Genomic DNA, 22,900 nt, shown 5'->3' with positions numbered 1-22,900 from the left:
TTTGGGTATTAGGTATTAGGTATTAGGTGTAAAAGCTTCAGTGCTTTTGGCTTTGGCAAAGGCCTATAAAAAGACAATTTCCTTTAAGTCCCCCTTTAATAAAAGACCGGCTCCTTTAAGTCCCCCTTTGCCTAAAAGGGGGATTTAGGGGGATTTTTCATCATGGCCCGATATAAATCCCCCCAATCCCCCCTTTTTCAAAGGGGGGCTCATTTACCCGATAACAAAAATTACTTTTACGCTCGGTCCCGGCCGCCCCGCGGCCCAGAGAGAAATACTTCCAACCCGACTATCTCGCAGCCGCTTTTGCCGCGTTAAGCCAGGCATTCCACTTGGGCTGGTTCTTCTCGATCCACTCGGTTACATGGCGCTCGATGTCTTCCTGATCACCTTCGCCTTCGAACATTTTATTGTTTTGTGCCGTTATATCGTTAAACGGAACAGACATCAGGGAAAACATGGTTTCCACGGCCGGATTATTTTTCAGAAACTCATTGTTGGCGACAACACGGATATCGTTTGCCACAAATCCCATTTTGCAGGGGTCTGTCACCGTTCCGGTCAGGCCACTGGCAACCATATCTTCCTCAAGACCTTTCTGGCCATCTTTGGGAATGATTTCAGGTACGTTGATCCAAACCACATCCCTGCCGGGTTTTAGCTTGTAGACGGTCCAGTTCGGGGTCCAGGTATAAAAGAAGACGGGCTTCCCATCATTATAACGCGCTATGGCATCTGCCATACTGGCGCTGTAGCCGGCCTTGATCAGGTTGATATGATCCCACAGATCATAGTTGTCCATGTGAAAAGCGATGGTCTTTTCACACCCCCACCCCGGCGGGCAGGCCACCAGATCCGCTTTGCCGTCGTCGTTGGCATCGAATGCCTTTTTCACCTCTTCTCTTCTAAAATCATCCAAAGACGTGATGTCATATTTTTCCGCATGCGCTTTGGACACCAGGTATCCCTGCACCGCCCCGGCTTTTACAACGATTCCGGCCATGGTCATTTTGTCTTTCCAGTTGGTGGGCAGGAATTCATGATGAAGCGGAAACCACCCGTTCGCCCAGAAATCCAGATCGGCGGCGGCCAGAGACCGGTAAAATACGGGGGCTGCCAGTTTTTTCGGCTCCTTCACCTCGTAGCCTAACTCTTCACAGGCCCTTGAGTAAAGAGCCTCCAGAAAAAACCCCGTTGTCCATGTGGCACAGCCCGGCGTAACGGTTTTCCCCTTGCCCGGCAAAGCCACTTCGGCCTTTTCCGTGGCTTTCTCTTTTACAGCCTCGGACGCTTCTTTGACTGTCTCTTCGCCCGGCTGTTCAGTCTTTTCCTCCTGGCCGCAGCCGATAAGCAGGAAAATGCAGAAGATGCCAAGCACCCATGTCATCTTTTTCATGATACACCTCGCTTTTTTTAATGTGATTATAGATAATCGCTTCATCAGTCAGAAACACCGCATTTCTGAAGGACGGCGGACATAAAGCAATTGCCATCACCATTGCCGCTCCCATTTGCCTCATCATTCTGCGGCACGATATTTACAACAAAGTTGGATACCGGTTGGGGCCCGGCGCCAAACAGGCTAAAAACAAAAATTTGCCGGTGTGCATTTTGATAACATATATATAGAATATAAGAATATTTTCATGGCTATCCAAAAATTAGTGACTCGGATTGATTTGCCCATCTGGACCGGATGATTTTTCTGACGATTTAAAAATGACGGTCTCGTAAAACGTCGATTTAGAGATGGCAAAGCAAAATGTTCAAGATCGCGGCGCGCAAATCCAGAGGAATGCAGAGCACTTACTCGTACGTATAATTCCGGGGGATGATCCAGCGCAACAAAGATATTGGACTTTTTGCAAAGCCATCAAAAATAATGATAACCAATAACTATATATACATCAACAACATCGCTACTGCCATCACGGTAAATTTATTCTATCTATTTTTCAGGCGGGCACGGTGGCCCGCCCTTCTACGCGACAATGCCAACATTTTGTAGGGTCGGCCACCGTGCCGACCTTATATGCTTCAAGCACTGAATAATTCCGGACCGACAGCCCCATGCCAATGGCTCAGGCGCCTTCGGGCGGCTGCCAGGGAGATAGCCATCTAACCCGGTAAACAATTTCTACTTGATATCAAAGGCTTGCTTGTATAGCTTGATTCTTCGCCAAGGAACAAATTCAGCTGAAATCAATTCCGGTACGAACCGTTAATGCAGCGACAGGGACGGGCTATGTCATTTGAAAAAGAAAGTTTGAGCATATTGCATGACGCTCTGGATCGTTTAGAAGAGGGATTCAAGGATTTACCGGCGCATGAAGCAGATTTGGATATGGCCGGATTGCGGCGCGTCATGCTGGAAGTCGCCGGGAAAATGCAGGACAATTACCCCTATCATCATCCCCTGTATGCCGGGCAGATGCTAAAACCCCCGCATGCCATCGCCCGCCTGGCCTACATGCTGGCCATGTGGATAAACCCCAACAACCACGCGCTGGATGGCGGGCGCGCAAGTTCCGCCATGGAAAAAGAAGCCGTAGCGGATATTGCCGCAATGTTCGGCTGGGATATACATTTGGGCCATCTGTGCGGCGGCGGCACCATGGCCAATATGGAGGCCCTGTGGGTCTCGGGGAACCTTCATCCGGACAAAAAAATTGTTGCTTCTGAGCAGGCCCACTACACGCACAGCCGGCTCTCCGAGGTGCTAAAGCTGCCCTTTCAATCCATTGCCTGCGACAAAAAGGCCCGGATGGATGTAAATGCGCTGGAGGATACGCTAAAAAAGTGCGATGTCGGAACCGTGGTGGCCACTCTGGGAACTACAGCCGCCGGCGCTGTGGATCCGTTAGCGGATATCCTTGAGCTAAAGAAAAAATACGGTTTCCGCATTCATGCGGATGCCGCCTATGGCGGCTATTTCATCCTTGCGGATAACCTGGCGGCAGACACCCGGCTGGCATTCGACCGGATTTCAGACGTGGACGCCATCGTGGTCGACCCCCATAAACACGGACTTCAGCCCTATGGCTGCGGCTGTGTGCTGTTTAAAGACCCGTCTGTCGGCAAATTCTATAAACACGACTCGCCATACACCTATTTCAGTTCGGAAGATCTGCATCTCGGCGAAATCAGCCTGGAATGTTCCCGCGCCGGTGCCGCGGCCGTGGCTTTATGGGCGACCCTGCGGATGTTTCCCCTGACACGGGGCGGAGAGTTCGCGCAAGGTTTGGAAAAAACCCGCAAAGCCGCCATTTCTTTGTTTGATAAAATCCAGGAGAGCGGCCGGTTTCTCACCGCATTTCGGCCGGAATTAGATATAATCATCTGGGCGCCGACTGCCCGAAAAGCCAGCGAAATTTCCCGCCAATCAAAAGAATGGTTTGCCTTCGCAGCCCGACAAAATCTTCATCTGGCAGTGGCCAGCTTTCCCAAAGCCATCCTTGCGCCTTACTGGGATATTGACTGGGACCAGGAGCCCGTCGCCTGCCTGCGGGCCTGCCTGATGAAACCTGAACATTTGGATTGGGCTGAAAAAATCAGCCGGCTATTGATGGAACCGCACCATATATTGAAAAATCAGGCGTAAGATTTCTCAATGCATGACAGTATGGACAGATTTTAGCGCCCCTTTGAGCTGCTTTCTCTTAATCTGCCGCCCCAGCAGAATAAACCGCTTTTTACGCATTATTCAAAATTTGAATTTGACATGCAGGCGGCAGCCCCATATTAATATATATAGAGTATTCTTATAGCTTTCCTGTCAGCCGATCCAGCAAAAACAAACCGTTTGATTATCATTTTTAAATACAGCCTCTATGGAAAGAAGACCCATGTCTCTGGCCAAGATAAGCAAGCCCCGCCTGCAACGCGTCTTGCCCAGATATCGGCTTTTCAGCCTCTTGGATGAAAACCGATCCTTTCCGGCCATCTGGGTCTCAGGGCCAGGGGGGGCCGGCAAAACGACCCTGCTTGCAAGTTATCTTGACCATCACCAAATGCCCTATCTCTGGTATCAAATCGATGAGGGCGATTCGGATGTGGCCACCTTCTTTTATTACATGCAGATGGCCGGGCAAAAGATCGCGCCCCGGTTAACAAGCGAGCTGCCTACTCTGGCCCCGGAATACATGGGCAATATTTCCGCATTTACCAAAAGATTTTTTGAGGAACTCCTGGACCGTCTTAAAAAACCCGGGGTAATGGTTATTGATAATTACCAGGATGCCTATGCTTCCAGCCGGCTCCATGAAATTCTGCGCGATGCCCTGGCAGTTATCCCCGAACAGATAAACCTATTTATTCTAAGCCGCACGGATCCGCCCGCTTCCCTGTCCCGGGCACAGGCAGGCAATATTTTGTATAAAATCGACTGGCCGGAACTTCGCTTTCAGCCCGACGAGACCCGGAATTTAATTTCCTCTTTAAATCACCATCCCTGTTCTGAAAAATCCTTTGAGTATCTATACCGCAAAACAGAGGGATGGGTGGCCGGCCTGCTGCTACTCTTGAAACACACAGATTTTCAGAGCATTGACGAAACCGTTTTTACACAAATCAATGAAGACGTGGTCTTCGACTATTTTGCCAGTGAGATCCTAAGGGAGGCTGATCCAGAGATGCAGCACTTTTTACGGATCACCTCCGTACTTCCCCTGATGACCGAGCAGATGGCCGCTGAATTAACCGGAAACAGCCATGCATATCAGCTTTTACAAAAAATGGTTAAAAACCATTGGTTCACCAGCCGATTCACCGACCGGAAACCGATCTATCAGTATCATCCTATGTTTCGGGAATTTCTGTTAAATCATGCCTTGGATGTATTTCCCGGCCCCCGGATGACCCGGCTTAAATCAGAAGCCGCCAGACTGCTGGCCGCTGAGGGGTTCACAGAACCGGCCGTTTCCCTGTTTTTTGAATCCGGAGATGTTCAGGATGCCATTCGGCTGATACTAAAGCAGGCCAGGGAGATGATGCTTCACAGTCGGTTCCAAACCCTGGAGGAATGGCTCAGACGACTGCCTGAGGACATTGTTGCAACACATCCCCGGGTCCTTTACTGGCTGGGCGCCTGCCGTTTATACATTGATCCGGCCGAAGGGATCGAATTCTTTGAAAAGGCAATGACCCATTTTGAGGCCCGGGCGGACAAGGTGGGGGCTATATTCTGCATTTGCGGGGTGATTGACTCAATTGTTTTCAGGTTTGGCACGTTTAAACCGCTTGATCGATGGATCACGAAACTGACAGGCTACTCAAAAGGATTTAGATCCCTGCCATCCGAAGAGGTAAAGGCACGAATGACTTTCAGCATGCTCCATGCGCTTTCGTTCAGGCAACCCACCCATCCCGGGATCAAAACCTGGGAAAACCGCGGTCTGGAAATCCTGCAGCACAAAAGGCCGGCAGAGATAAAAATACGATTGATTCTGCCATTTATATTAATACGCATATTTACCGGCAATCTGAGCGAGGCGGAATACTTCATCACCACTCACCGGGACACCCTAAAAACCCCGAATTTGCCTCCGCTCGCCCTGATTGCCTTTAAAAAACTGGAAGCATTTTATTGCTGGATGAGCGCAGATTTTGAAACCTGCCGCAACGTTGTGGAAAGAGGAAGAATTTTGGCGGCAGCCACCGGCATTCAGATTACATCCGCTTTTCTTTCAATCCATGGCGCGGCCGGCGCCCTGAGCAGCGGTGATTTGGGAAAAGCGCGTGAACACCTGCAGACGGCAACAAAATACGTAAGCATGGAATCCGCCGCAGTCAGCGAATTATTCCACACGATAAGCGTATGGCAGGCTCTGCTGGAAGGGGATGCGGCAAAGGCATCGCTCCATGCCGAACTTGCCCTGGATCACGCAGCAAACACCGGCATGCCTTTTTCTGCTGCCGCAAGCCATCTGGGATACGCACTCGCCCTCCATGCATCCAAAAAAGCAACTGAGGCTGACAGGGCGCTCAAAAAGGCGATTTTAATTGCCCGCCGCAGCAACACCCGGCCAATTGAATTCGCCGCCTATCTGGCCCAGGCAGAGTTCGCCCTTGACCACGGGGATGGAGCCAGGGCCCGCCATTTTTTAAAAACCGCCATGGCCATCGGCAATTCCCATCAATTTTTAAACACCTGGTTCTGGCGGCCGGATCAAATGGTTAGGCTCTGCTGCAAGGCGCTTGAGGCAGATATCGAGGTTTCCTACGTCCAGAAGCTGATCCGCTGCCGAAAATTAACGCCTGATGCAGCGCCCCTGGCGATCGAAAATTGGCCCTGGCCCCTTAAAATTTATACGCTCGGCCGCTTCACAATTATCAAAGACGGAAAGCAGCTGACATTTTCCAAGAAAACGCAGGAAAGACCCCTTACCCTGCTCAAAACCATTATTTCGATGGGCGGCCGCGAGGTCAGTATAAACGGCATCGCCGATTTCCTATGGCCGGAAGCGGATGGCGATGCCGCCCACGGCGCTTTTAAAACCACGCTGCATCGGCTTCGCAAGCTGCTTGGCTTTCATGAGGCAATTCTGGCAACGACCGGGACCCTTACGCTTGACCCCAAATACTGCTGGGTAGACGCATGGGTTTTTGAACGCACCCTTTCAGAGGCGGATGCTGTCTGGCAATCCGGGGAAAAAGACAAAGATTCTGCCCAAGCGGTCGAACTGACCCGAAAGGCGTTGAATTTATACAAGGGGATGCTTTTTCAATCCGAAGATAACCAGGTGTTTTTTTTGCGCGAGCATCTTCATAATCGATATTTGAAAGCTGTCAACCGCCTGGCAGCGTATTGGCAATCATGCGGCGCTTATGAAAAGGCCGTTGAGCTTTATGGCGCCGGACTCAAGGTGGATGAGCTTGCGGAATCTTTTTATCAAGGCCTGATGGTATGCAACTACCGCCTTGGCCGAGAGGCCCGGGCTCTGGCCGCCTATAACCAATGCCGGAAAGTTCTGGCCGCAGTTTATAACCTATCGCCCTGCCAGGAAACCGAGGCTTTAGCAAAAGAACTTTCCCTTTCACCAAAAAACCAATAAAAAAATTTTCCTTTCTCCAAATATGTAACTCTCCTGTAACCCCTTGCCCGATAATTTGTTTCATAAGCCGGATAATTATTCCGGTCCAACAAACAAAAGGAGGGGGGCTTATGAAAAAAACAATTTTTGCATTAATCGTCACTGGATGTCTTTTGGGAACGGCCGGTTTTGCTGCGGCCGGCAGCAGCGCCCTGGAGGGTTATTATGACAATTATATCATGAAAAAAATCAATAATTGTTACAAAACCGCTTCTGTGCTGCAGAAATGCGATAATCCCAGAGTGAGCGATCTAAAAAGGATGCAATCCGAAAAGGCAATATTTTACACAGAAAATAAAGCTCAACTGATCAGATCAATGATAGAAAAAAACGTTGGATCAGAGCCTTATAAACTAGACTATTTTCTTATTACTGAATTCAAAAACGGAAAAGCTAAACACTGAGATATATTTGCACTTATATCTATGAATCATTCTGGGGAAAATACTTGACAGGCGAAAATAAACAAAGATAATAAAAAATTATAACTTTCGGGGGGCATAAGCTATGGAAGCATTTTAAAAATGAAGCCGCCAAATAGAGTTTATCTAGTCAAAGCCGCATTGTTATTTACCGGATTTTCGCCTTCCCGGCAACAAAATCCGGTCAGCCCAAAAGCCACAAAGGCGAAATTTTCCATACCGGAGAAGCCTTTGCGGCTTTTTTATTAGGACCTAAATTTAGGTAGGAATATTCAAATGGGGGCGGCAAAATCCGGCTGGGTCTGCGTATGTTTGTTTTTAAGTTTATTTTTGTATTTATCCGGCAGCGTTACGCGGGGCCACGCGCAGGAAGAAACCTCTCCCCCCGCACAAGAAAAGAGCAAAGTCTTCCTGTTGGACGAGATCCGGGTAACGGCTGAGGAGCTTGAACAGGATATTCAAACCCCCAATATGGATACGATCAAACCGGAGTTGTTTCCCATGGGGATCAGCACGACTGTGGATTCGGCTCTGGAAAGACAGCCCGGCGTTGATGTTCAGCGGATCCAGGAAGTGGGCACCGCTGTTGATGACGACTCGATAAAAATCCGGGGATTTGGTGCCCGCCGGATTAAAGTGGCACGCGACGGAAGGCCGTTAAATACCACCGGCGTTGCAGGGGGCTATTTTATCGATTGGACCCTTATCCCGCTGGCAAATGTTGAAAGGATTGAACTCATTAAGGGCGTGGCGGATCCCCGGTACGGCAATGTCCTGGGCGGTGTGGTTAATCTCATAAGCAAAACCCCGCCCCGGCAGGGTCCAGTAACCGAGCTGGCCACCACAGCGGCCAGTTACGAAACCTGGGCGATAGATGCGTATCATGCCTGGAAACCCGGAGCCTTCGAATACGCGATAACTTTAGGTTCCCAGACAAGCCAGGGCTACCTGAGAAATGGCGATTTGGACTTCGGTCATATGGATCTGAAATTGGGTTATGATCTGCCGACCCGGACCCATGTGTATGCAGACCTATCCTACCGAAAGCTTGAAAAGGGCTTTATTGTAAACAACCGGCAGTCGAATGATCCGGAGGATCCTCTCTATGGTGTGCCGATAGATCCTGATTATCCGGCCTCTGATGGGGAATATATGTACGGCGGCATGGGTGCCGATGCAGAACCGGGGGCCTGGTGGGAAAAGGAGCAGTGGCTGTTTGACTTCGGCCTGACGCATCCGGTCATGAGATCCGGTGAATTTTTTATCCGGTACTGGCAGAACCATGGTGATCGCGAAGCCTTTAACACCCGCGGGGAAGCCGACCGCATATTTCACAAAAAATTCTATGATGACCGGTCCTGGGGCACATCCACAGATTACACACATGAGCTAGCGCATCAGACAATTACATTCGGCGCGGATTTCAGCTACCTTAAGGATGACGGGAATAAAAATTACGCCAATGATTTCCGTGACCCCTTCAGCACCCCGTATTATGTGGCCGCCAAAAATTTGGGGGTCTATGCCATGGATGATCTCCGGCTTTTCAATGACAAACTATGGATTACGCCTGGCGTGCGGTTTGTTTCATATGACGGCAAATCCGGGCCCGCCGGCATCGAAAGGGGGGTGCCGGACATTGAAATGGACGGATGGGCCCCATCGCTTAAACTTACCTACAATTACCGCGCCAGCGATCTCGTCTATCTCAGCGTGGCCCGGGCGCTGCGCATGCCGACCCCTCCCGAACATTTCTGGCATTATGATGCAAATGCGGCCGGCGTTGATACCAGTATGCTGCCGTTTAATGAAGAAGACGGGCTCATGCTTCAGGCCGGCTGGAAAGCCTATATCACCCCAAAAACTAGAATTGATCTGTCTCCCTATTATTACCGTATCGATGATTATATCCAGTTTGATTTAATCAACTTTGTATCATATAATATTAATAAAGCTGAGCTCTATGGTTTGGAATGCCAGATATCCCAAATTCTGCCCTATGGATTTTCCGCCTTTGCCAACTATACCTACCAAAAAAGCCAAACCGAGGGCGACCCGTTTGTGGAAAATTTCGTCGTCCCGGCTGATCGCGATTTTGGCGAAATCCCCGGACTACCTGAGCACAAAGGCAACCTCGGCATGCAATACAAGTCGCCAAGCGAGGCTAAAATCGCCGTGTTTTTGCAGGCAGTCTCGGACCAGGAGGTCATCTACAGCTATAACAGCCTGAATTTTGAAGTTGAACCGGTGCTTAAAGTCTTTGAACAGAAAAGCTACATGACGGTTGATGTCGAGGGACATTATCCCATTGGTGAAAAACTTGAAATCGGTATATTTGCCAGAAACCTGCTGGATGAAGAATATGACCAGCGGTTCGGGTTTCCTGCTTCCGGCCGGACCATTGGCGCCACCCTGCAGGCCACCTTTTAGCCAAGGCCGCATATTGAAAAAATTGCGCAATCCTCCTATCCTACAAACGTTTTCAGCATGCTTGTGATATTTCGAAACAGCCTGGTTCTCATTTGTTTATTGCTGTTTACGGTCAGCCTGCCCGCAGGCCGGGCGGATTCACCCCGAACAGTGGTTGACAGCCGCGGAGTGGAAATCCAACTGCCCGCAAAAACACAACGGGTCGTGGCAATAAGTGACGGCTTGGTCGAAGGGGTGATGACGGTTCTGGGGGTTGAAGGAAAGCTTGTAGGGCTTGGCTCTCAGTCTCTGACCAAAACCTGGTCCTACCGGTTTGAAGGCCGGGACGGCGAAACCGTGACCTATGTAAACGGCATGAATCCCGTCTTGTGCATAAACCCCTGGCTTTCTGAATTGCCGATGGTTGCCCGGGGTCCGGCCATTAACTATGAAACCCTTCTTTCCCTGCGGCCGGATCTGGTCATTTTACGGCTTGGCTCATGCAGCCTGCCGGCCGCCGACGATCGTGTTCAGATGGCCCTGAAGACCCTGGATATTCTGGGGTTGACTACCGTCGTTCTTGAAGGCCCTTATTTTTCCGGATTCCCGAACCCGGAAAATATTTCAAATGAAATAGAAATCCTTGGCCGGCTCTTTGGCAGGGCCCAGCCGGCAGAACGTCTTTCCCGTTTTATAAAGACGCAGATTCAGGAAATTGAACGCCGCACCCGGCAGATTAAAACCGAAAAAAAACCGCGCGTCATAATACTCGGCCTCTCATCTGCGGCCCGAAAAAATGGGGCAGCCGGCCAGGCCTTTGGTTTGGACACCATTGAGTCCTATCTTATCGAGCAGGTGGTGCATGCGAAAAATGCCTTCCAGTCCCCGGGCCACTTCAAACCCGTCAGTGCCGAACATTTGCTGGCGATCAATCCGGATGTCATCATCCTTTGCACAGCCGCGGGCTACCATCCCCCCCGGGAACTTTTCGAGGCCCCTTACTATCGCCATCTGCGGCAGCTTAAGGCTGTAGCTGATGAGCGGGTCAAGGCGCTTCCATGGACGCCGTGGAACTGTGAAAAACGGCTTGAGTATCCAATTGATGCCATGGTAATAGCCAAAGCCGCGTATCCGGAACTTTTCAGCGACATTCATCTGGGCGACTGGCTCCTTGATTTTTATCAGGGCTTATATGGCGTGGATGAAGAAACAGCGAAAAAACTCCGTTCGGCGCAATGGATGGATTGGACGGTTACGGATGAAAAATAATACAAACATATTCAGGCCGCTGGCCGTTTTTTTTATCCTGATTGCCACAGCCGCAGTTGCGCTGGGTACTGGCAAATATGATGTCTCCCCGGTGGAAGTTTTCCGGGCATTTTGGGCCGGCATTTTTTCTTTGGACGAACCTTGCGGCATACCGAGTATTCACCTTACCGTAATCTGGATGCTGCGGCTGCCGCGTATTCTCATGGCCTTGATCGTAGGCGCCGCTCTCTCGGCGGCGGGGGCTGTTTTTCAGGGATGTTTCCGCAATCCCCTGGTTGAGCCCTATATCCTCGGGGTGTCAGCAGGGGCGGCGTTTGGCGCGGCCCTGGGCATGCTTTTTCCGTATTTTTTTTCGGTCCAGCTGTTTTCATTCGTTTTCGGCATCGTTGCCGTGGCATTCACCTACGGCTTCGGCCGCATCCGGGGCGAAACCCCGATGATCACCCTGATCCTGGCCGGCGTTATCACGGGCTCTCTGTTTTCTGCCATGGTATCAATTTTGAAATATATGGCCCAGGACGCCGCGCTGCGGGGAATCGTTTTTTGGCTTATGGGGGGCTTTTATTTCGCCACCTGGACAGATATCGGATGGCTTCTCCCCGTTATTGGGGGCTGCCTTCTTATCATGGGAAAACTCGGCTGGCAGTTAAACATTCTTTCTCTGGGTGATGCTGAGGCCCGCTCATTAGGCGTGAATCCGGAGGCTTGCCGCATTGTATTGATTATCCTCGCAACCCTGGCCGCTGCCGCCGCCGTATCCGCTGTGGGCATTATAGCCTGGGTGGGCCTGATGATGCCCCACGCCGCCCGGATGCTGGTGGGCCCGGATCACCGCCGGGTTTTACCGACAGCCGCGGCCATGGGCGGGATTTTTTTAATTATCTGCGATACCCTGGCCCGCACCCTGATCACCGCCGAAATCCCCATCGGCATCATCACCTCCATCGCCGGCGCCCCCTATCTTTTTTATCTCCTGCGAACCAAAACCCAAACCAGCCTGGTGTAGCCTCCATGCTAAGGATTAATAATCTGAAATTCGGGTATGACCCGGCCGTTCCCATCCTTAACGGGATAAGCTTTAATATACCATCCGGCGGGTTATGTGCCCTGTTCGGGCCGAATGGCTGCGGCAAAACGACGCTTTTCCGCTGCTGCCTGAAGCAGGTAAAACCCCAAAAGGGAACTGTTTATATAAACGGCGGCAATATCCACACGTTTTCCATAAAGGAAATGGCCAGACAGGTGGCCTACGTCCCCCAGGAGCACCAGAGTCCATTCCCATACCTTGTCAAAGATATGGTACTCATGGGAAGAAATCCCCATACAAGTTCTTTTTTCGGCATCCGGGCCGGGGATCGGGAAAAAGCATGGGAGGCGCTCTGCCTGATGGGAATCGCAGATATGGCCGAGCGTCCCTGCAATCAGCTCTCCGGCGGAGAGCGCCAATTGGTGCTGATCGCCCGGGCCATCGCCCAGGAAGCCCGGGTGATGTTTCTCAATGAACCCACCGCTGCCCTGGATTTCAGCAATCAAATCCGTATCTGGCGGCTTATCAAACGAATAAGCCGGAAAGGGATCACGGTGCTTGCCTGCACCCACAACCCCAACCATGTCACCTGGTTTTGCGACCAGGTGGTTGTCATGCATCAGGGGACGCTGATTGCCCAGGGTCCTCCGGGAGACGTCATCCGCGAACCGGTTTTGGATGCAATTTATCGCGGCATGTGCGAAGTCACGGACTTAGACGGAATTCCGATGGTGACGCCGAAAGATCTTAAAGCCTAAAATCATTGCAATAAGGCAGAAACCGAACAAGAATTGGGGTAGAGAAGATGCGCGAAGACAACAGGACATATCACAAATCCTTTATACTGGATATGGACGGGGTGGTCTATACCGGCTCAAAACTGCTCCCCGGGGCAAAGGAGTTTGTCGGCCGCCTAAAGAAGGGCAATTACAATTTTTTGTTCCTGACCAACAACTCTTACCATTCCCCCGGGGAATTAAGAGAGAGGCTGTTAAACATGGGAATCGATGTGACAGAGGACTATTTCTATACCTCTGCCATGGCCACCGCCAGTTTTCTTAAAGTGCAGCGGCCAAGTGGCTGCTCGGCCTATGTGATCGGCGGCAAGGGCGTTATGGATGAACTCGAAAAGGCGGGAATCACCATCACGTCTGACAATCCGGATTATGTCATCATCGCCGAGACCGAAGAATATGATTATGCCAAAATCATTGAGGCCACCCTGCTGATTCAGGAGGGGGCAAAATTTATCGCCACCAATCCGGATTTAACCGGCCCAAGCCTGCGGGGGCCGGTGCCCGCCTGCGGGGCCCTGGTGGCGCCCATCCAAAAGGTGACCGGCGTTGCCCCGTATTTTCTGGGAAAGCCCAATCCGGTGATGATGTTTCTGGCGCGCAAAAAACTGGGGGTGCATTCGGCGAACTGTTTTATGATCGGCGACCGGATGGATACCGATATTGTGGGCGGCCTGGAATCCGGCATGACCGCCTGTTTGGTTCTTTCCGGGGTAACCACCCCGGAAATCATGAACCGTTTTCCATATCAGCCGGATTATGTTTTCGAGAATCTGGGCGAAATCGATCCGGATGCCATTGTATCAAGAAGAAACCGGGTGGAGAGTTAGGTCTTACAAACCGCTTGCAAAAAATTAATATATGATGTTATTATAGAAACTTCCGCTACTGTCATTCCGAGGAGCGCCAGCGACGAGGAATCTTATTGTAAAAGATTTCTCGCTGTCGCTCGAAATGACAGTATGGACGGACATTGAGGGCCTTTTTTAGTTACTTTCTGCAAAAATGCCGTTTTTTTGTGCGGCGAGCCGGATCAGGCTTCAAAATACTTTTTCAGCTCAGCATACCCCGCCTCATAGCCGACAGCGATCAGTTTTTTGGCCCCTTCGGGATCGGTCCGGCTGAAAGCGTTTACATCCGGGGCGATTAGAATATCCGCGGCCTCGCTCTGCATCCGGGTGGCATTGTCAATCGCGATATCAATGGCATTGCAGAGCACATCGATAACATCTTCAGGTTCCTGATAACGGCGGTTGGCATTTAAATCCACTCCGATGCGCACCGTCGCGCCCAAAGACGTCAGTGCGGATAGCGGCACGTTTTCCACCAGGCCGCCGTCTACCAGAAACCGATCCTTTAGTTTAACCGGTGAAAAAATACCCGGCACGCACGTGCTGGCCATCACTGCAAGCGAGAGATCGCCCTGTTTTAAAATCACCTTTTCACCGCTTCCAATGGCGGTGGCCACCAGGGCCAATGGAATTTGGGCCGCTTCAATGGGGCGCTCCCCGACATATTCTTTGATGATGCCGCCAAGCTTCTCATTGGACAGAAACCCGTGCTTTGAAAATGTAAACCCCGTAATATCAAGCCACTTCAAATCCCCCACCATGGTCTCAATATCGGCAAGCGGGATGCCGAAGGCATATAACCCGGCAATAAATGCGCCGATGCTGGTGCCTGAAATACAATCAAGCCTTATATCGTATTGCTCGATCGCTTTTAACACCCCCACATGCGCAGCCCCCAGCACAGCCCCGCCGCCCAGGGCCAGGCCGATCTTTTCGGATTGATGGTTTTCACTCATGGCATTTCCGTCTAAAATGGGTTGATGATATGCGCCCTGGGGCTCCGGTTAACGGGAAAGCCGCCGGTATTTGATGCGATGCGGCCGCTCTGCGGCATCGCCCAGACGTTTCTTGCGGTCTTTTTCATACGCCGAGTAGTTGCCTTCAACCCATACCACCTGGCTGTCGCCTTCAAACGCCAAAATATGGGTGGCGAGCCGGTCCAGAAACCAGCGGTCATGGCTGATGACCACGGCACACCCCCCGAAGTTCTCCAGGGCCTCCTCAAGCGCGCGCATGGTATTGACATCCAGATCATTGGTGGGCTCATCGAGAAGGATAACGTTTCCGCCGGATTTCAGCATGCGCGCCATGTGCACGCGGTTTCGTTCGCCGCCGGAAATCCGGTCCACTTTTTTCTGCTGGTCGGCGCCGGTGAAATTAAAGGCCGCGACATAGGCCCGGGATTTGACGGTGACATCGCCCAGTTCAATATTGTCCGCTCCCTCGGAGATGGCCTCCCAAATGGTTTTTTCCGGAGCCAGGGCATCGCGCTCCTGATCCACGCAGGCCAGCCGGACGGTATCACCAATTCGCAAACTCCCCGAATCAGGGGTTTCCTTTCCCATGATCATCCGAAACAGCGTGGTCTTTCCCGCGCCGTTGGGGCCGATCACCCCCACGATCCCGCCGGGCGGCAGACTAAATGACATATTCTCAAACAGCAGACGATCGCCATAGGCCTTGGATACGGCATCCGCCTCCACCACCAGTTTACCCAAACGCGGGCCCGGCGGAATATAGATCTGCATGTCCCGGGCCTGGTTTCTGCCCTGTTCGGAAAGCAATTGTTCATAGGCCTTGATGCGGGCTTTTGATTTGTTCTGCCGCGCCTTGGGCGACATCCGGATCCATTCCAGCTCATTTTCCAGGGTTTTTTGCCGACGGCTGTCCGCTTTTGCCTCTTTTGCGAGGCGCTCCTGTTTCTGCTCCAGCCAGGACGTGTAATTGCCTTTCCAGGGGATGCCCCGGCCGCGGTCAAGTTCCAGAATCCAGCCGGCCACATTGTCCAGAAAATACCGGTCGTGGGTGACGGCAATCACGGTGCCCTCGTATTGCTGGAGGTGTCTCTCCAGCCAGGCCACGGTTTCAGCATCCAGATGGTTGGTGGGCTCATCCAAAAGAAGGATATCCGGTTTCTGCAGCAAAAGCCGGCATAAGGCCACGCGCCGCCGTTCACCGCCGGAAAGGACGCTTACCGAAGTTTCACCGTCCGGACATCGCAGGGCATCCATGGCCATCTCGATCCGTGAGTCCAGATCCCACGCATCCGCTGCATCCAGTTTATCCTGCACCTCGCCCTGCTTTTGGATCAGTTTGTCCATCTCATCATCAGACATGGGCTCGGCGAACTGTTCGTTAATCCGGTTATATTCCGCCATCAGGGCGGCAATGTCCTGTACGCCCTCTTCCACAATTTGGCGCACGGTCTTGTCATTGTCCAGCACCGGCTCCTGTTCCAGGTGCCCCACGGAATAGCCCGGTGTAAAGCCGATCTCGCCGTTATATTCCGTATCGACGCCGGCCATGATCCGAAGCAGCGTGCTTTTACCCGCCCCGTTTAATCCGAGCACACCGATTTTTGCCCCATAGAAGTAGGACAGCGAAATATCTTCAATAATGGGTTCCTTGTTACGGTATTTGCTGACCCGGTTCATGGAGCAGATGACTTTATTGGGGGCTTGGCTCATGTTAAATCCTTTTGTTTTTCATAATTTACCTAAAATTGCCGTAATACCACTCGAAAACCGCCTTTTCCAGACACCTTTTATAAAGGAGTTCGATTAATGATACTTGTACAAGCAATGTAACGGAAGGCTTCAGCCTTCCAGCAGACGCACTCTGTTAAAACGGCACCTTCTGCGAATGGCGGGCTAAAGCCCGCCGCTACATATTATTTTGCAGGAACTGTATAAAAGGTAAAAAAATTGAGCTCAATGGCATTCAATTGGAAATAAAAGAACTCTGCCCGCATTGTCAAGGAATATGCCCGAACCGATTTGGCCTTGAACAAAACCGACAGAAAGCGTATGTAATCCCCATGAAAGATCCAGTGCAGCGCATTGCCGCCATCCATGATCTGTCCGGCTTTGGCCGGGCCTCGCTGACCGTGGTGATCCCCATACTCTCAACCATGGGCGTCCAGGTCTGCCCTCTGCCCACAGCGGTTCTGTCCACGCACAGCAAATTTTCCGATTACCATTTTGTGGACCTGACTGATCACATGCCGGCCATGATCGACCACTGGCAGCGGCTGGAGGTTGAATTCGATGCCATATACAGCGGATTTCTGGGATCGCACCGTCAGGTTGCCATTGTCACCGATTTTATTGAGCACTTCCGAAAGCCGGATCAGCTGGTGGTGGTTGATCCTGTGCTGGGAGATGACGGGGTCATCTACGGGCCGCTGGGGACCGATATGGTGGCTGAGATGCGCTCCCTGATTACCCATGCCAGTGTGATCACCCCCAATATGACCGAAGCCGCCCTGCTTTTGGAAGAGCCCTACACTCCGAACCCCGGTATTTCTAAAATCAAAGACTGGGCCATTCGGCTGGCGGAAAAAGGCCCGGAAATCGTGATCATTACATCTGTGCCAGAGAATGAAAGGGGAAAAACCACTTCGGTTGTGGCCTACAACAGCCGGCACAAGCGTTTCTGGAAGGTCCTGTGCGACTATCTGCCGGCCGATTACCCGGGAACCGGAGACGCCTTTGCCAGCGTGGTGGTGGGGTGCCTCCTGCAAGGCGACAGCCTGCCGATTGCCCTGGACCGGGCTGTGCAGTTCATCTCACTGGGCGTACGGGCCACATTCGGCCACACCTATGACACCCGCCAAGGGATTCTCCTGGAGCGGGTGCTCGGCAACCTTAGGGCCAGCGTGCAGATCAGCAGCTATGAAATTCTTGATTAATGCCGTATAATAGGTGATCCCATGACACTCTATCGGTTGCTCATCTGGCTGCTGCGCGTTTTCAGCTATCTCTATTTTGTTGAAGTACGTGTCCTGAATCCCGAGCGGATGCCTAAATACGGCCCGGTAATCCTTGCGGCCAATCATCCGACTTCAATACTGGATGCGATCCTGCTGGCTCTGCATACCCGCCGCCAGATTCACTTCCTGGCAAAAAGCGCTTTGTTTCGGAATCGGCTGATCGGGGCGCTGCTCCACCGGCTTGGGGCCATCCCGGTATATCAGGCCCATGAAATAGAAGCCCATGAGAATAGAAATATCGGGGTCTTTGAAGAGGTTTATAAACTATTTGAACGCGGCGGGTGCCTGGGCCTTTTTCCCGAGGGGCAAAATTCGCCTGCCGGTAAAGTGACAGAGCTTCGAACCGGGGGCGCCAGAATGGCCCTGGGGGCCGAGGCGCGGAATCAATTCCAGCTTGGGCTGACCATTGTGCCTGCGGGGCTCAATTATGAGCATCGGGAGCTTTTCATGTCCGCCGTTCTGCTGCGGTTTGGTCCCCCCATCCGGGTGGCGGATTATGAAGCCTCATATGCCCAGGATCAGTCCGCAGCCGTGCTGGAGCTGACATCCGACCTTCAGACATCCCTGCGTCATCAGGCGATTCACGTAGAGGATGATCAGCTCAAAAACCTGGCCGATGATTTATCCGAAGCGCTGGGCTACCAGCTGGCGCCCCTTGCCATGGATGAGCCGGAAACAGCCGGAAGCGGGACAAAACCCCAATCCCTGCTGAAACGCTGGTTATGGCGGCTGCTGGACTGGTACCGGCCGGATACGGCTGATACAGGGGATCCTTTTGAAATCCGAATCCAGGATCGTCAAAACCTGAACGCCATTTTAGCAAAGGCCATGGCCAGTGACCCGGATGCGGTCTCGGACTTGCGCCGTCAGGTGGATCGCTACCAGGACCATTTATCGCAAACCCAACGCAGCCAGGCTCTGAAACGATCAATGGATGCGCCTGTACGCCAGCGGCTGATCCGGCTGCGGATGACCATCTATGCGCTGCTTATGGCGCCCGTGGCCCTTTTCGGATTCGCTCATAACCTTGTGCCCTATCTGTTGACCCGCTACTTGCCGCGTTTTACCCAGGATGAGGCCGTCCGCGCCTTTGCCTATTTCGGCGTCGGATTCCTGGCGTTCGGCCTAACCTATAGCGCCTACGGCTTTTGGCTATGGCATGTCGCCGGCATCGGCTGGAAATGGATACTTGCCTATCTGGCTCTGCTGCCGCCGACCGGGTTTGCTACGCTGCGCTACCGGCGAAACATTATCCTCTACCGGAATAAAATCCTTTTAAGGACTTTTTTCTGGAATAATGCCGAACTGGTCCAGCTTCTGCGCCGGGAGCGCCACAGCATGATCACCCGGTTTAATGAACTGGCTGCCAAATATGAGACGTAACAGGAGGAATCATGTCCGAACTCGACGAACTCAACCGGCAGTTAAAATCCATCGAAGTAAAAATCGCCGAAGCCAGAGCCCGCATGCCGGCCCATTCGGCAAAACCCGGAATGATGACCGAACTGATCGACCTGGAAGACCAGCGGGATAAAATTCTGGAAAAAATTGCGGCCCTGGAGAACAGGGCCGACAACAATCAATAGCCCCGATTATTGCTGGGGCCGTGGATGGCATTCCGTGCAGCTGACCGGACCGGCGCCCATCTGCTTGTGACAACCCGTGCAGTTTTCATGAATGGCCCCGTAGTAGTATGTCAGCTCTTCCTTTTTCCATTCTTCCTGAGACATGGCCGGATCCCGCCGCGGCCTGCCGTCTTTGTCATGACATTCGTAACAGCTCTGTACCGGATCGCCGCGTTTTAGATCAGTCAGGGGCTCGCCGTTCTCATCGTGATGACAGTCTCCGCATCCAAGGCCGTAGCCCTCGGGCTTGGATGCTGCATGCTTTTCATGATCAAACTCCACGATCCCCATCCGGTGCTCTTCAAATGCATTTTCGTTTTTCATTGTTATCATACCGGGAAAGCCCTCAGGCAAAGCCTCCTCGGCTTTTTGTTTGGCACCTTCAGCCGCCTGCTGGGTTTTTTCCTTTAACCCGGCAATTGTTTTTCCGGTTTTTTCTTTTACATTTTCAACGGTCTGCTCGGCCTGCTTTTTCACATCTTCAGCCGCTTCTTGGGTTTCCTTTTTTGCTGTCTCAACCATCTCCCCGGTTTTCTCCTTGGCCGCCTCAACCGTTTCCCTGGTCTTTTCTTCTGCCGCCTTTACAGATTCCCCGGCTTTCTGCTTCAACCCCTCAACGGTTTGCCCGGGCGTTTCTTTCAAACTTTCGGCCGCCTCCCGGGTTTCCTTTTGGCCGGGCTGTTCTGCCTTTTCCTCCTGGCCGCAGCCGATCAGGACGAACAGGCAGGCAATGCCAATAAATAGCGCCATCTTTTTCATAGCTGAACCCTCCTTGTTTAAAAGCTTTGGTCGATAAAGGAAATCAATATGCATAAATAATATTAACGGGATCTGGTATAGCTGTCAAAAAGTTAAGGCCAAAGTGGGGGCCGCAGCTTTTTCCGCCGGATAATTGGCGAACATGAGGATCGCCGGCTTGGCAAAACAGATCGAATTTATTGTTGCATCTTTTATTTTTTATCGGTTAATATAATTACTTTTGTTAGCTAGTATTTTTCAGATCGATAATTGTAACTATTATATCCCAAAAAATGGTGAATGAAAATAAGGACCACCTCTATATGCCGAAAAAGACTTCCATCTTACTTGCAAGCGATAACATTATGTTCCGCGAAGGCCTGAGCTGCCTGTTAAGCAATGACCACCGTTTTAAGGTGTCCGGAGAAACCGGCAGCATTGATGAGACGCTGAAAGCGATTAAACGGTTCAAGGCCGACGTTGTTTTACTAGATTCCACGCTGCCGGAACTGTTCGCCCGGGACGCGGTGGGGCAGATCCGAAAAGCCAACGCCAGCGCCCAGCTCATTGTCATGGGGCAGGACCCGAATATTAACGACATCCGCCATACGATCCAGGCAGGGGCCCTTGGCTTTATTTCGAAAAAAGCGGCATTTGCCGATCTGGCTAAAGCAATTGAAACGGTCCAAAACAATGAACGCTATATCAGCCATGAATATATGAACGCCCTCATCCAGGACTTTGCAAAAGGTGAAGCCTCAAAGCCGGATCTGGCAAGGCATGAGAAACTGACCAAACGGGAACGGCAAATTTTTGAAATGGTGGCCACAGGCCACGACCCGGAGGATATCGCGAAAAAGCTGAATATCAGCATTAAAACCTATTACAAGCACCGGACCAACCTGATGGAAAAGCTGGAGGTCAGCAATATGGCCCAGCTGGTCCGGTTTGCCTTTGACAGCGGTCTGGTCAAGATGGGGAGGGAGAAGTAATTCAGGTGTCAGCCGGACCTCTCGGCCCATTTTCGATACAAGGCAAACTCGTGCTCAAAGTTATCGCTGAAAAGGCCCTTTCCCAGATTGGCTGAGATTTCCGGAATAGCCCAGAAGGCGGCCGAATCGATTTCATCCGGGTTAAAACAAATTTCCCCGTTAAACCGGCAGATGTAAGTAAAGACCAGTTCGGATTCAAAATCATTGGCATGAATGTATTGATAGGCGAATTCCGGCGTTGCCCCGCGAATCCCCAGTTCCTCGGCCATCTCCCGCTGCATGGCATATTCGATGGATTCGCCGCAGTCCACATGCCCGCCCACTGACGTGTCCCACTTGCCCGGGGCCACCGTCTTTTCAAGGGATCGCTTCTGCAGCAGCAGCCGGCCGCGGTCGTCAAAGACCAGGACATGGACCACCTGATGCAGCCAGTCTCGGTTGCCGTGGATTTCGCATCTCGGGGCAGCCCCGCACACCGTCCCCTGCCTGTCCACCACTTCAAGCAGTTCATGGCGGCATACCAGCTCTCGGCAGATATAGTCGGCTGCCGCATCCGCCCCTTTACAGATATGGGGTTTTAACTGCGGCGCATGGGGGGCATAGGCTTCATAGATCCAGTCCCAGGTAAAATTTTCGATCAGGATAGAGGGAATCTCCGCCCTATTTGCCGCGGCAATGCCCCAGGGTGAAATATCGCTTACCACAAGGCGGCATTCAAGCGCTTGCAGCTTTTCGGCAAGCGCGTCCAACTCCCGATCGTTCATCGGATAGGTTTCATCCAGGCGGCCGATGGTGGCCTCAAGGTCCACCGCCAGGGGCGAGCGCTGCACGGTGCCGATATCAGCGCTAAATTCGTGATAGGAAAAGGCGGCGCACAGGGTATTCTCAAAGAACCACGCCGGAACAGTGGTAAACAGGTGCACGTGCACAAACGGCCATTTCTCGGACATGGCGTTAATCACCGCTGCGGCCCGGGATGCATGACCGAACCCGTGCGGCGAGATAAAAAAGGCGATGGCGACCCGGGGATGCATGTTTTGATTCATACCAGGGTCTCCAGCTTATCCCGGATTTCAAAAAAATCCGCCCATGGATAGTAGGATATGCCGGACTTTTCCAGGAATTTGGCCAATGAATCCCTGGCAAATACCGTATCAGCGTGCCGGGCCATTTGAAAATCCGTAATCCCGTCTCCGATCACGATCTGTTCATCCGCGGCAAACGCTTTCATCACTTCCGCCTTGGCCACAAGTTCCGTTCCTATTTCATAGTCTGAAAAAACCTTCAAATGGGTGCCGCTTGTATCCACATCCGCTGCAATAATACGGTACGCCCGCTCGAGCAAGGGCCCCAGCCGGGCCTCCACCATGCCGCGCAGCCCGCCGGATAGCACGATAAACGGGATGCCCTTTTGCTCCAGAAAATCAAGAAGCGATTCAAACCCCGGCCGGATGGGAATGTCCGTTACAAAACGGATAATCTCGGGATATTTTGCCGCCGGTATGGCCTCCACCATTTCCCGGACGCCTTCCCGGATAGTCACTTCGCCCGACTTTAACCGTTTCATCATGTCATCATATTTTTCAGACGCAAACTCTTTTAAAACCGCTTCCAGGCTTTCCCGGGCGGTAATGGTGCCGTCAAAGTCACTGAAGAGAATGCGGTGTTTTTCCGTCATGGTATCTCCCTTG

At 51.9% G+C, this 22,900-nt stretch carries 18 protein-coding genes; 12 read left to right on the top strand and 6 right to left on the bottom strand.

All coding sequences use genetic code 11. The features are described from left to right. Window positions 1-289 precede the first annotated feature (289 nt). On the bottom strand, window positions 290-1,396 hold the full coding sequence (gene proX / locus U5L07_12825; protein MDZ7832630.1) for a glycine betaine/L-proline ABC transporter substrate-binding protein ProX: 1,107 nt from the start codon (window positions 1,394-1,396) through the stop codon (window positions 290-292). Between the two features lie 849 nt (window positions 1,397-2,245). Here proX and U5L07_12820 point away from each other — a divergent pair. From U5L07_12820 to U5L07_12785, 8 genes are all read left to right on the top strand, one after another. Continuing rightward, entirely contained in the window at window positions 2,246-3,601 is a 1,356-nt protein-coding gene (locus tag U5L07_12820; GenBank protein MDZ7832629.1) for an aminotransferase class I/II-fold pyridoxal phosphate-dependent enzyme, read from the top strand. Between the two features lie 229 nt (window positions 3,602-3,830). Next, window positions 3,831-7,052: a BTAD domain-containing putative transcriptional regulator gene (locus tag U5L07_12815; protein ID MDZ7832628.1), complete on the top strand. Its 3,222-nt coding sequence runs from the start codon at window positions 3,831-3,833 to the stop codon at window positions 7,050-7,052. A gap of 110 nt (window positions 7,053-7,162) precedes the next feature. Beyond that, entirely contained in the window at window positions 7,163-7,495 is a 333-nt protein-coding gene (locus tag U5L07_12810) for a hypothetical protein (GenBank protein MDZ7832627.1), read from the top strand. 294 nt (window positions 7,496-7,789) lie between these two features. Further along, window positions 7,790-9,943, top strand: coding sequence for a TonB-dependent receptor (locus U5L07_12805; protein MDZ7832626.1), 2,154 nt, complete (start codon window positions 7,790-7,792; stop codon window positions 9,941-9,943). Between the two features lie 57 nt (window positions 9,944-10,000). Continuing rightward, window positions 10,001-11,191, top strand: coding sequence for an ABC transporter substrate-binding protein (locus U5L07_12800; protein MDZ7832625.1), 1,191 nt, complete (start codon window positions 10,001-10,003; stop codon window positions 11,189-11,191). Continuing rightward, the gene (locus tag U5L07_12795) at window positions 11,181-12,197 is read left to right on the top strand and encodes an iron ABC transporter permease (GenBank protein ID MDZ7832624.1); all 1,017 of its coding nucleotides are present in this window, start codon (window positions 11,181-11,183) and stop codon (window positions 12,195-12,197) included. The genes U5L07_12800 and U5L07_12795 overlap by 11 nt, the downstream gene beginning before the upstream one ends. A gap of 5 nt (window positions 12,198-12,202) precedes the next feature. Further along, window positions 12,203-12,976 (top strand): ABC transporter ATP-binding protein, encoded by a 774-nt coding sequence (locus U5L07_12790; protein ID MDZ7832623.1) that lies wholly within the window; start codon window positions 12,203-12,205, stop codon window positions 12,974-12,976. 47 nt (window positions 12,977-13,023) lie between these two features. Then, window positions 13,024-13,842: an HAD-IIA family hydrolase gene (locus U5L07_12785; protein ID MDZ7832622.1), complete on the top strand. Its 819-nt coding sequence runs from the start codon at window positions 13,024-13,026 to the stop codon at window positions 13,840-13,842. Between the two features lie 203 nt (window positions 13,843-14,045). Here the strand turns inward: U5L07_12785 and U5L07_12780 are convergent, their stop codons facing one another. Beyond that, window positions 14,046-14,819, bottom strand: a complete 774-nt coding sequence (locus tag U5L07_12780; protein MDZ7832621.1) for a patatin-like phospholipase family protein — start codon at window positions 14,817-14,819, stop codon at window positions 14,046-14,048. 48 nt (window positions 14,820-14,867) lie between these two features. Then, complete coding sequence (ettA, locus tag U5L07_12775) at window positions 14,868-16,550, bottom strand: energy-dependent translational throttle protein EttA (protein ID MDZ7832620.1); 1,683 nt, start codon at window positions 16,548-16,550, stop codon at window positions 14,868-14,870. Window positions 16,551-16,900: 350 nt separating this feature from the next. Between ettA and U5L07_12770 the strand changes: the two genes are divergently transcribed. The 3 genes from U5L07_12770 to U5L07_12760 are packed head-to-tail and all read left to right on the top strand — an operon-like array spanning window position 16,901 to window position 19,440. Continuing rightward, window positions 16,901-17,773, top strand: a complete 873-nt coding sequence (locus tag U5L07_12770) for a pyridoxamine kinase (protein MDZ7832619.1) — start codon at window positions 16,901-16,903, stop codon at window positions 17,771-17,773. A 21-nt stretch (window positions 17,774-17,794) separates the two neighbouring features. Further along, the gene (locus U5L07_12765; GenBank protein MDZ7832618.1) at window positions 17,795-19,237 is read left to right on the top strand and encodes a 1-acyl-sn-glycerol-3-phosphate acyltransferase; all 1,443 of its coding nucleotides are present in this window, start codon (window positions 17,795-17,797) and stop codon (window positions 19,235-19,237) included. Window positions 19,238-19,248: 11 nt separating this feature from the next. Then, the gene (locus U5L07_12760; protein MDZ7832617.1) at window positions 19,249-19,440 is read left to right on the top strand and encodes a hypothetical protein; all 192 of its coding nucleotides are present in this window, start codon (window positions 19,249-19,251) and stop codon (window positions 19,438-19,440) included. 6 nt (window positions 19,441-19,446) lie between these two features. On the opposite strand, the gene U5L07_12755 is transcribed toward U5L07_12760, so the two are convergent. After that, window positions 19,447-20,238, bottom strand: coding sequence for a cytochrome c3 family protein (locus U5L07_12755; protein ID MDZ7832616.1), 792 nt, complete (start codon window positions 20,236-20,238; stop codon window positions 19,447-19,449). 302 nt (window positions 20,239-20,540) lie between these two features. Between U5L07_12755 and U5L07_12750 the strand changes: the two genes are divergently transcribed. Further along, window positions 20,541-21,209 (top strand): response regulator transcription factor, encoded by a 669-nt coding sequence (locus U5L07_12750; protein ID MDZ7832615.1) that lies wholly within the window; start codon window positions 20,541-20,543, stop codon window positions 21,207-21,209. Window positions 21,210-21,217: 8 nt separating this feature from the next. On the opposite strand, the gene U5L07_12745 is transcribed toward U5L07_12750, so the two are convergent. Further along, complete coding sequence (locus tag U5L07_12745) at window positions 21,218-22,255, bottom strand: NUDIX domain-containing protein (GenBank protein ID MDZ7832614.1); 1,038 nt, start codon at window positions 22,253-22,255, stop codon at window positions 21,218-21,220. Then, window positions 22,252-22,887 (bottom strand): HAD-IB family phosphatase, encoded by a 636-nt coding sequence (locus U5L07_12740; GenBank protein MDZ7832613.1) that lies wholly within the window; start codon window positions 22,885-22,887, stop codon window positions 22,252-22,254. Before U5L07_12740 ends, U5L07_12745 begins: the two co-directional genes overlap by 4 nt. Window positions 22,888-22,900: the final 13 nt, after the last annotated feature.

Source organism: Desulfobacterales bacterium, assembly GCA_034520365.1.
Lineage (GTDB): Bacteria > Desulfobacterota > Desulfobacteria > Desulfobacterales > Desulfosalsimonadaceae > M55B175.
This window is presented reverse-complemented; position numbering and strand designations above follow the sequence as displayed.

Bases quoted from the DNA above. Each gene is read 5' to 3' on its own strand.
- proX (MDZ7832630.1), bottom strand. From the start codon at position 1,396: ATGAAAAAGATGACATGGGTGCTTGGCATCTTCTGCATTTTCCTGCTT.
- U5L07_12820 (MDZ7832629.1), top strand. From the start codon at position 2,246: ATGTCATTTGAAAAAGAAAGTTTGAGCATATTGCATGACGCTCTGGAT.
- U5L07_12815 (MDZ7832628.1), top strand. From the start codon at position 3,831: ATGGAAAGAAGACCCATGTCTCTGGCCAAGATAAGCAAGCCCCGCCTG.
- U5L07_12810 (MDZ7832627.1), top strand. From the start codon at position 7,163: ATGAAAAAAACAATTTTTGCATTAATCGTCACTGGATGTCTTTTGGGA.
- U5L07_12805 (MDZ7832626.1), top strand. From the start codon at position 7,790: ATGGGGGCGGCAAAATCCGGCTGGGTCTGCGTATGTTTGTTTTTAAGT.
- U5L07_12800 (MDZ7832625.1), top strand. From the start codon at position 10,001: ATGCTTGTGATATTTCGAAACAGCCTGGTTCTCATTTGTTTATTGCTG.
- U5L07_12795 (MDZ7832624.1), top strand. From the start codon at position 11,181: ATGAAAAATAATACAAACATATTCAGGCCGCTGGCCGTTTTTTTTATC.
- U5L07_12790 (MDZ7832623.1), top strand. From the start codon at position 12,203: ATGCTAAGGATTAATAATCTGAAATTCGGGTATGACCCGGCCGTTCCC.
- U5L07_12785 (MDZ7832622.1), top strand. From the start codon at position 13,024: ATGCGCGAAGACAACAGGACATATCACAAATCCTTTATACTGGATATG.
- U5L07_12780 (MDZ7832621.1), bottom strand. From the start codon at position 14,819: ATGAGTGAAAACCATCAATCCGAAAAGATCGGCCTGGCCCTGGGCGGC.
- ettA (MDZ7832620.1), bottom strand. From the start codon at position 16,550: ATGAGCCAAGCCCCCAATAAAGTCATCTGCTCCATGAACCGGGTCAGC.
- U5L07_12770 (MDZ7832619.1), top strand. From the start codon at position 16,901: ATGAAAGATCCAGTGCAGCGCATTGCCGCCATCCATGATCTGTCCGGC.
- U5L07_12765 (MDZ7832618.1), top strand. From the start codon at position 17,795: ATGACACTCTATCGGTTGCTCATCTGGCTGCTGCGCGTTTTCAGCTAT.
- U5L07_12760 (MDZ7832617.1), top strand. From the start codon at position 19,249: ATGTCCGAACTCGACGAACTCAACCGGCAGTTAAAATCCATCGAAGTA.
- U5L07_12755 (MDZ7832616.1), bottom strand. From the start codon at position 20,238: ATGAAAAAGATGGCGCTATTTATTGGCATTGCCTGCCTGTTCGTCCTG.
- U5L07_12750 (MDZ7832615.1), top strand. From the start codon at position 20,541: ATGCCGAAAAAGACTTCCATCTTACTTGCAAGCGATAACATTATGTTC.
- U5L07_12745 (MDZ7832614.1), bottom strand. From the start codon at position 22,255: ATGAATCAAAACATGCATCCCCGGGTCGCCATCGCCTTTTTTATCTCG.
- U5L07_12740 (MDZ7832613.1), bottom strand. From the start codon at position 22,887: ATGACGGAAAAACACCGCATTCTCTTCAGTGACTTTGACGGCACCATT.